Annotated in this window: 9 protein-coding genes; 6 read left to right on the forward strand and 3 right to left on the reverse strand. The window is 70.5% G+C overall.

All coding sequences use genetic code 11. From position 1 onward, the window contains the following. Positions 1-7: 7 nt before the first annotated feature. Positions 8-925: an endonuclease/exonuclease/phosphatase family protein gene (locus ASF88_RS15210; protein ID WP_157498366.1), complete on the reverse strand. Its 918-nt coding sequence runs from the start codon at positions 923-925 to the stop codon at positions 8-10. Between the two features lie 104 nt (positions 926-1,029). Between ASF88_RS15210 and ASF88_RS15215 the strand changes: the two genes are divergently transcribed. The 6 genes from ASF88_RS15215 to ASF88_RS15240 all read left to right on the forward strand — a co-directional run bounded on the left by ASF88_RS15215 (position 1,030) and on the right by ASF88_RS15240 (position 5,401). Continuing rightward, on the forward strand, positions 1,030-1,359 hold the full coding sequence (locus ASF88_RS15215; RefSeq protein ID WP_055920593.1) for a GerW family sporulation protein: 330 nt from the start codon (positions 1,030-1,032) through the stop codon (positions 1,357-1,359). Positions 1,360-1,556: 197 nt separating this feature from the next. After that, positions 1,557-2,177 (forward strand): ECF transporter S component, encoded by a 621-nt coding sequence (locus ASF88_RS15220; protein ID WP_055920155.1) that lies wholly within the window; start codon positions 1,557-1,559, stop codon positions 2,175-2,177. Positions 2,178-2,201: 24 nt separating this feature from the next. Continuing rightward, positions 2,202-3,749, forward strand: coding sequence for an ABC transporter ATP-binding protein (locus ASF88_RS15225; RefSeq protein WP_082518987.1), 1,548 nt, complete (start codon positions 2,202-2,204; stop codon positions 3,747-3,749). Beyond that, positions 3,746-4,525, forward strand: a complete 780-nt coding sequence (locus tag ASF88_RS15230; RefSeq protein ID WP_055920161.1) for an energy-coupling factor transporter transmembrane component T family protein — start codon at positions 3,746-3,748, stop codon at positions 4,523-4,525. The genes ASF88_RS15225 and ASF88_RS15230 overlap by 4 nt, the downstream gene beginning before the upstream one ends. After that, a complete protein-coding gene (locus ASF88_RS15235) occupies positions 4,509-5,138 on the forward strand; it encodes an ATP-binding protein (RefSeq protein ID WP_055920163.1) in 630 nt (209 codons plus the stop codon). The genes ASF88_RS15230 and ASF88_RS15235 overlap by 17 nt, the downstream gene beginning before the upstream one ends. Continuing rightward, positions 5,135-5,401 (forward strand): hypothetical protein, encoded by a 267-nt coding sequence (locus ASF88_RS15240; protein ID WP_055920166.1) that lies wholly within the window; start codon positions 5,135-5,137, stop codon positions 5,399-5,401. Before ASF88_RS15235 ends, ASF88_RS15240 begins: the two co-directional genes overlap by 4 nt. Before the next feature lie 67 nt (positions 5,402-5,468). Here the strand turns inward: ASF88_RS15240 and ASF88_RS15245 are convergent, their stop codons facing one another. Beyond that, positions 5,469-7,988, reverse strand: coding sequence for a DUF7507 domain-containing protein (locus ASF88_RS15245; RefSeq protein ID WP_082518988.1), 2,520 nt, complete (start codon positions 7,986-7,988; stop codon positions 5,469-5,471). Between the two features lie 71 nt (positions 7,989-8,059). Further along, positions 8,060-8,724 (reverse strand): DUF7507 domain-containing protein (locus ASF88_RS15250; RefSeq protein ID WP_055920172.1); only part of this gene is annotated, 665 nt, incomplete at its 5' end.

Genomic DNA, 8,724 nt, shown 5'->3' on the forward strand with positions numbered 1-8,724 from the left:
CGAGCCGTCAGCGCAGCCCGACCTCGATTCCGCGATGGTCGGAGCCGTTCGAGTCCAGCACAGTGCTGCCGACGGTGGTGAGCCCGCGGACGAACGCGTGATCGAGGCGGGCGACCGGGAACGAGGCCGGCCACGTGAAGCCGAGACCGACCGTGCTGTTGCTCGCCTCCGTCAGTTCGTCCTGGAGCGGAGCGAGGGTGCGATCGGTGCTCGCCGTGTTGAAATCGCCGAGCACGAGCAGCCTCTCGGCGTCGTCCGCGGCGACGGCACGCGTGAGCTGGTCGAGCATGCGGTCCCGCGCGGTGTACTCCAGCGGCCGGACGGAGGCGAGGTGCACGACGTAGATCCGCGTCGGTGTGCCGGGAGTGTCCACATCGACGCTGAGCGCCCGGCTCCAGCCCAGCTCGAGGTCGAGCTTCGAGCCGCCTGTCAGCGGGTAGCGGCTCCACACGCCGACCGTGCCGACGACGTAGTGGTGCGGGTACGGCGCGTCGAGCACGCCCTCCACCGCGTGGAGGTTCGTCGCGTCCAGTTCCTGGAGTGCGACGACGTCGGGGGAGCGCGCGGCCAGCGAACGGGCGATGTCGGCCGCAGCGGCGTTCTGCGCTCGGATGTTCTCGCTCACGGCGGTGAACCGCGGCGATCCCGCGCTCATCGACGGGAGCAGGGCGACTCCGAACGCCGACCACCAGACCGCCATGGCCGCCGCGACGGCGAGGCCCGCGAAGAGCGAGAACCGCACGAGCGCCGCCACCCCGAGCGCGATCAGGGCGACCCCGACCCACGGGAGGAAGGTCTCGACCATCGAGGCCGCGCCTCCCACATCCGGGATCATTCCGTGGCAGAGCAGCAACGCCCCGACAGCCAGCGCCACCAGACCGGTCAGGATCCCACGGGGTCGACGGCGGGGACGGGAGCGGGGCACTCGCCCGATTATTCCGGTCGCCCCGGGGAGAACCCGCCGTGAACGCTGAGCGCGGGGTGCGAACCGGCCTGGTCAGGCTGGGAGGCGGCGGGTACGGTGAGTCCATGACGAACATCTCGCTCAAGCTCGCGGAGACCATGAGCACTTCCGGAATCAAGTCGGTGTACGGCGAGCCGATCGTCGTGGACGGAACGACCATCGTCCCCGTCGCCGCCGTTCAGTTCGGCTTCGGCGCCGGGGAGGGACCCGGCGACGACTCCGCTCCGGGAGGGGCGGGCGGCGGCGGCGCTGCCGTGCCGTTCGGCGCCTACGTGAGCGACGAGACCGGCGTGCGGTTCCGCCCGAACATCGTCACGCTCCTCGCGGTCGCCATCCCGTTCGTGTGGGTCGCCGGCCACGCCTGGGCGCGGGTCATCAAAGCTCTCAAGCGCTGATCCCGCCGGCGAGCCCGGCGCGTCGCCTCGTCAGGTCGCGGCAGGGATACACTGGCTCCTGAACACGGGAGTCCGGTGAGCCGGGCTGAGAGGAAGCTTCTCCAAGTTTCGACCGTCGAACCTGATCTGGGTCATGCCAGCGCAGGGAGGCATCTCACATCCCGTGCCCTCATTTCTGAAGAGAAGGGGCACGATCAGTGCACGCAACCATTTCGTCCGTCTCCGCGCCGTCCAAGCGCGTTCTCCGCTGGCGTGTCGTCGACATCGTCGTCGCCAGCGTCGTGGCCGTCGCCTCCGGCGTCGTCTTCTGGGTCTGGGGTCAGGCCTACAACCCGATCTCCGGGCCGGTGACCGCGGTCCTCCCAGGCTTCCAGGGCATCCTGAACGGCCCGTGGCTGTTCGCCGGCGTGCTCACCGCGCTGATCGTCCGCAAGCCGGGCGCAGCGCTGTACGGGGAGGTCGTCGCCGCCGTGGTCTCGATGCTGATCGGCACGCAGTGGGGCTTCGCGACCCTGCTGTCGGGCGTCGTGCAGGGTCTCGGAGCCGAGATCGTGTTCGCGCTGTTCCTCTACGCGCGCTGGACGCTCGGCACCGCCCTCCTCGCGGGCGCGGCCACCGGCATCGCCGAGTCGATCCTCGACCTCCTCTACTCGTACCCCGGCGCGAAGCCCGAGTTCGCCATCGTCTACACGGTCACGACCACGATCTCCGGAGTCGTCGTCGCCGGACTGGGCTCCTGGCTGCTGGTGAAGGCGCTCGCGCGCACCGGCGCGCTCAGCCGGTTCGCGGCGGGCCGTGAGGCGACGGGGCGCGTCTAGGCCGCAGGCACGGGACCTTCCCTGATGTCTGACTCATCCTCTCCGAGGCCGCCGGCCCCGGTCGCCGTTCGGGTCGGCGATTGGGGTTGGCGCTACGCGGGACGCGCCGCCTGGGCCGTGAGGGGACTCACTCTCTCGGTGGAGCCGGGGGAGCGCGTGCTCCTGCTCGGCGCCTCCGGTGCGGGCAAGTCGACGGTGCTCGCCGGACTGGCCGGGGTGCTCGGCGGAGACGACGACGGCGAGACCGAAGGGTCGCTGCGCATCGACGGCCGCGCTCCCGCCGACGCGCGCGGCCGTTCAGGCCTGCTGCTGCAGGACCCCGACGCGCAGGTCATCCTCGCGCGCGTCGGCGACGACGTGGCGTTCGCGTGCGAGAACCTCGGCGTGCCCCGCGACGAGCTGTGGGCGCGCGTCCGCGCGTCGCTCGACGCGGTCGGTCTGGACCTGCCGCTCGGCCGCTCGACCGCGCAGCTGTCGGGAGGGCAGAAGCAGCGGCTCGCGCTCGCGGGCCTGCTCGCGATGCGTCCCGGACTGCTGCTGCTCGACGAGCCGACGGCGAATCTGGATCCGGAAGGCGCCCGGGAGGTGCGGGACGCGGTCGCCGAGGTGCTCGCCGCCTCCGGGGCAACAATGATCGTCGTCGAGCACCGCGTGGCGGTCTGGCGCGACCTGGTCGACCGGGTCGTGGTCCTCGACAGCTCCGGCGGCGTCCTCGCCGATGGAGCGCCTGACGATGTGCTCGCCGACGTGGCGGGCGAGCTGCGGCGTGCGGGCGTGTGGCTTCCCGACGAGCCTGCGCCCGAGGCGTCGTCGGTCGCGATCGGGGCCCCGCTGCTGGAGGCCCGCGACCTCGCCGTCGGGCGCACGCCGCTGTTCTCCGGTCGCCGACGCAGGATCGGAGGGAACGGCCGACCGCGCCGACCCGATGACGCCCTCCTCGAGCATGCTCTCCCGTTCCGCACCGACCTCACGGTGGCGGAAGGCTCCGCCCTGGCGCTGACCGGGCGCAGCGGGGCCGGCAAGTCGACCCTCGCGCTCACGCTCGGCGGTCTGCTGCCGCGCCTGGGCGGAACGCTCGACGCGTCCACGGTGCTCGCGGACGGCGCCCGGACCGACCCGGGGGCGTGGCGCTCACGGGAGCTGCTGACCCGCATCGGCAGCGTGTTCCAGAACCCGGAGCATCAGTTCCTCGCCTCCACCGTCCGCGACGAGCTCGCCGCTGGGCCGCGCGCGCTACGTCTGGCGCCCGACGAGACCGATCGGCGTGTGGCCGAGCTGCTGGAGGCGCTCGGTCTCGCCGCGTTGGCCGAGGCCAACCCGTTCACCCTCTCCGGAGGTCAGAAACGCCGGCTGTCCGTGGGAACGGCGCTCGCGACGCGCCCGCGGGTCCTCGTGCTCGACGAACCGACGTTCGGACAGGACGCGATCACCTGGCGCGGCCTCGTCGAGGTGATCGCGGCCTTGCGGGCCGACGGCCACGCGATCGTCGCCGCCACTCACGATGCAGAGTTCGCCTCCGCCGTCGGCGCGACCGGGCTCCGCGTCGACGCGCACCAGGAGGCCGCCGCATGACCATCGCCGAACCCGTCCGCAGCGGGCCGCTCGCCACGCTCAACCCGGTCTCGAAGCTCGGCGCGGCTCTCATCGTGACGGCCGTGCTCCTCGTGTCGATCGATCCGGTGTCGGCGGGGGTGGCCCTCGCACTGGAGGCCGTGCTGCTGTGCTTCGCCGGCATCCCGGCCCCTGTTCTGCTCGTGCGGACGGCCCCTGTCCTGATCGCGGCGCCCCTCGCCGCACTGACGACGGTGCTCTACGGCCGTACGAGCGGCACGGTGTATCTGCAGTGGTGGGCGATCGAAGTCAGCACCGGCTCGCTGCAGCTGGGGCTCGCCACGCTGCTGCGTGTCCTGGCGATCGGGCTGCCCGCAGTCCTGCTCTTCGTCACGATCGACCCGACCGACCTGGCGGACGGCCTGGCGCAGATCCTGAAGCTGCCGGCGCGCTTCGTGGTCGGCGCCCTCGCGGGCCTCCGCCTGGTCGGTCTGTTCATCGACGATTGGCGGGCGCTGTCCCTGGCGAGGAGGGCGCGCGGCGTAGCGGAGTCGGGCGCGTTCCGCCGGTTCCTCGGCCAGGCGTTCGCGCTCTTCGTGCTGTCCATCCGGCGCGGCTCGAAGCTGGCGACGGCGATGGAGGCCCGGGGGTTCGGCGCGACGACCCAGCGGACCTGGGCGCGTCCGTCGGTGTTCCGCGCCCGCGACTGGGCGGCGCTGGCCGTCGCCGTGGTCGTGGCGGGAACGGCCGCGAGCGTCGCGATCGCAGTGGGGAGCTGGAATGTCCTGGGGTCCTGACGCGGCACACGGCCTGGAGGCCGTGCTCGCCGCGGTCGCCGCCGCCGCGGTCTCCGCGGGTGGCGGCGCCCCTGTGGTGCTGATCGACGGGCCGAGCGGCGCGGGCAAGAGCTCGCTCGCCGATCTGCTCCTGTCGCGCTGGCCGGGCGACGTGGCACCGCGGATCGTCCGGATGGACGACCTCTATCCGGGCTGGGACGGGCTCGACGCCGCCAGCGACGCGCTGCACGCCGAACTGCTCGAGCCGCTCGCGACCTCCGGGCGTGGTCGGTGGCGGCGCTGGGACTGGGCGGGCGATCGCCCCGCCGAGTGGCACGAGGTGAGCGGGCCGGCGCCCGTCGTTGTCGAGGGCTGCGGAACGCTGGCCGGAGCGAACGTGCGCTGGGCGCACCTGGCGCTCTGGCTGGACGCGGATGACGAGCTGCGCAAGGCGCGCGCGCTCGATCGGGACGGCGCGACCTTCGCGTCGCACTGGGACCTGTGGCAGTCGGAGTTCGAGCGCTACCTCGACCGGGAGGATCCGCGCGCGAACGCCGACCTGGTGCTCGACGTGACCGACTGGCCGATCGCGTCTGCACCCCGGGATGCGACCGGGACTACGGTGGTGTCATGAGCGAGACACCCCACTCGGACCCCGAATACATCGTCGAGTACGCCGACGGCCCGCTGGTAGGAACCGCGGAACGACGGTACCTGGTCGGCGGAGTCGTCGACGAGCGCATCGGCGCCGTCGCTGCGGTCGAAGGCCTCGAGTCCGTGTTCTGGTACGTCGCGGGCCAGGAGCGCGTCGTGAACGGCGAACGTCACGTCGAATACCATTTCGACGCGCAGGACAGCGACCCCGTCGAAGCGGAGAAGGACGAAGAGTCGCTCTGACCTCCACGTGACGGTGCCCCGGGCGTCGCTGACGCCTGGGGCACCTGCGGGTCACGGTCTCGCGCCGTCAGTCCTGCGCTTCTCCGGACCGACGCCGTGCGATGACCGCGATTCCGGTACCGGCTATCGCGAGGAGCGCGGCCATCGGCACCAGCACGGTCGGGAGGCTGCTCCCGGTGTCGGCGAGCGGCGGGTTCGGTGCGGCAGGCAGGTTCGGAGCCGCCGGGATGGCGATGTCGACCACGGCTTCGGACTCCTCGGACGAGATGCTCGTGCCGGAGGGGTCGGTCGCGTCAGCCGTCGCGCGGTTGCTGATCCTCCCCGCTGCGATGTCGGCGTCGGTCACCTGGTAGTCGGCCGTGCAGGTCAGCGAGGCACCTGCCGCCAAGCTGCTCGTAGCCGGGCACACCACCGTGAGCGGGCCTCCCGTGCCGGTGAAGTCCTGTTCGGCGATGGCGATGCCGTCGAGCGTCACATTGCCGCTGTTGGTCACGAGGAACGAGTAGGCGATCCTCTGGCTCGCCGAGGAGAGCCGGGACGGAGTCGCGGTCTTCTCGAGCGTCAGCGCGGGCGTCGCCGGAATCGTGACCGTGACGGTCGAGTCGGGCGAGGCGACGTCTCCGCCGGCCGGGTCGAAGCCCGTCGCGACTGCGGAGTTGTCGATTTGTCCGGCGTCGGCGTCCGCCTGCGTCAGCTCATAGGAAGCGGTGCAGGTGACGCTGGAACCGGGAGCGAGCGAGGCGGCATTCACGGGGCACGTGGCCACTGGCGCCGGACCGCTCCCGGTGAACGCGCTCTCGGTGATGGCTACACCGGTGATCGGAACATTGCCGGTGTTCTCGACCAGGAACGAGTACGTGACCATCGCACCGGGCCCGCTGGCCGTGGCGTGGTCGACGGATTTGGTGAGGCTCAGCGCAGGCGCTGCTGTGACAGCGACCGCAGCGGTCGCGTCCGGGCTCGTGACCGTGCCGTCGAGCGCGTCCTGGGCCGTGGCCATTGCCGTGTTGCTGATCGAGGGAGTGTTCACATCCGCCGCCGTGACGACGTAGCTCGCGGTGCACTGCGTGCTCTCGGTGGGAGCGAGCGTCGCGGCCGGGCACGTCGGCACCGGAGGCGTTCCCGTTCCCGTGAACGCCGTCTCGGCTACGTCGATGCCGGACAGAGTCGTGTTGCCGCTGTTCGTCACGGTGTAGGTGTAGTCGATGGTATCGCCCGCCGCCGCGACGGTCGTGGGGTTAGCCTCCTTGGTCAGTGTGAGGGCAGGCGCGCGCGCAGCGTTCGTGAATGTGCAGACGACGGAGGGCGCCTCTCCGGCCAAAGGATCGAGGTTGAAGCTGACGCTCGTTCCTGAACCGGTTATCGGGAACTCCGGATTCGCGGGGTTGACCGTATCGATGCAGCTGTAGGTGGTCAGGTATCGCGACAAGTCCGTCGTGCCCGCCGCCGTCTCCGTCGCTGTGTAAGTGTCGTCGAAGCGTGCGAGGGCCGGACCGGCTTGAACAATGCGTCCGGCGGCCGTCTGCTGGAGGCCGGTGGCACTTCCCACGGTGGTGGCCGTCGCGGGGAAACTCACCGTCGGACCCGTGACGTCGAGGGTGAACTGGTCGGTCGGGTTGACGCGCGAGACGACGTTCTTCTGTGCGCTCACGGTCGGAGGGAAGGCGCAGCTCGCCAAGTCGAGGAGACCCCGCCCCGTCGGGCCCGCCAGGGCGATCGGCAGAGGTGTGAGGGCGCCTCGAGCGGTGCCCGTTCCGGGATCGATCGAGAATACTCCGCTGGTTCCGCCCTGACTGAGGTAGAGCGTTCCGGTGCCGTCGAATGCTATGCCGTTGACCGCCACGCCCCCGGGGACCGAGAAGTCGCTCAGGGTGGACGGCGTGAGGGCTGCGGCCCCAGCGCTGGCCCGAGGCAGCGGTCCAGAAATCGCCTCGAGAGTCCCGTCGGTCGTGGAGGACGTAACGATGTAGAGATTGCCTCCGCCGTCGAAGGCGATATCGCCATTGGCTTGACCTGCCACGTACGGCCAGCTGACCAACGGTGAAGGGTCGATGAGTTGGTTGGTCGTCGTGTCGTAGCCCCAGAGGTGCGCGTCAGCGGTCGCAGATCCGACATTGCCGAAGTAGTAGATGCCGGTGGTCGGGTCGATGGCACCGACCGTGACTGCCGCACCGGGTGCAGGCAGCCCTGGAACCGTCGACCAGGACCCGCTCGCCGCGTCGTACTGCTGGATCACCGTCCCGGTGTCCGACGCGCTGTATGCCGCAGCGCCTCCTGGAGCGATGCCCAAGCCGTTCGGGTTCACACCGGAGGTGGTGCTGGTCGACTCGTTCGAGGCGTTGAGCTGTGCTGCGCCGAGCGATGAGCCGTCGATGCTCAGCAGATCCTGGACGTCGGGAGCGCCCGCCACCCCGGGAACGTGGCCGTAGATGGAGGTCCCGGAGCAATTGAGCACGCCGGCGGCGTCAGCCGGGGTCTGCCCGCCTGACCATGTCGTGACGGCGGCGGAAAGCAGGAGGGCGAGGGCGACGGGGAGGGACAGCCTCGAATGTGTTGATCGTCTGCGATCGTGTGCGGAAGAATACATCTTCACCTCATCTGGTGTCGGGAGAGTGTCTCGGCTCCGGGGGCTGGATCCCGGAGCCGAGTCGGTGGAGGTCAGTTCGTTCGCTTGTTGGTGCGGCGGCGGATGATGACGATCACGATCAGGCCGAGTCCTGCGAGCACGAGAAGCCCTGCGAGCGGCGCGAGCCAGCTCGGGAAGGTGCCGCCGGTCTCTGCCAGAGAACCGTCCGCCGCAGGCGGTGCAGGAGGCGCCGTGGCTGCGGCTGCGCTCGTCACGATCGCGCTGGACTCAGTCGACGTGACGCTCGTGCCAGTGGGGTCGACTCCGGTTGCGTCGGCCGTATTCGTGATGCTTCCCGCTGCGAAATCGTCGTCCGTCGTCTGGTAGTCGGCGGTGCACGTCAGTGATTGTCCGGCGGCCAGGGTCGTGTCAGCCGGGCAGGTCAGTGTCAGCGAGGTACCTGTTCCTGAGAAGCTCTGCTCTGCGACGGCCACGTCGGTGAGGGTGACGTTGCCGGTGTTGGTCACCGTGAATGTGTAGGTGATCACCTGGCCGGCTGCGCTGATCGTGGCAGTGTTGGCGGTTTTGTTGAGGGCGAGTGCGGGTGTGGGTGGGGTGGGGAGGGTGACGGTGGAGTTGTTGCTGGTGACGGTGTTGTTGTCGGGGTCGTTTCCGGTGGCGACGGCGGTGTTGTCGATGTGTCCGGCGTCGATGTCGGCTTGGGTGAGGGTGTAGGGGGCGGTGCAGATGGTGCTGT

This window comes from Leifsonia sp. Leaf336 (assembly GCF_001423695.1).
In the GTDB taxonomy this organism is placed as follows: Bacteria; Actinomycetota; Actinomycetes; order Actinomycetales; family Microbacteriaceae; genus Leifsonia.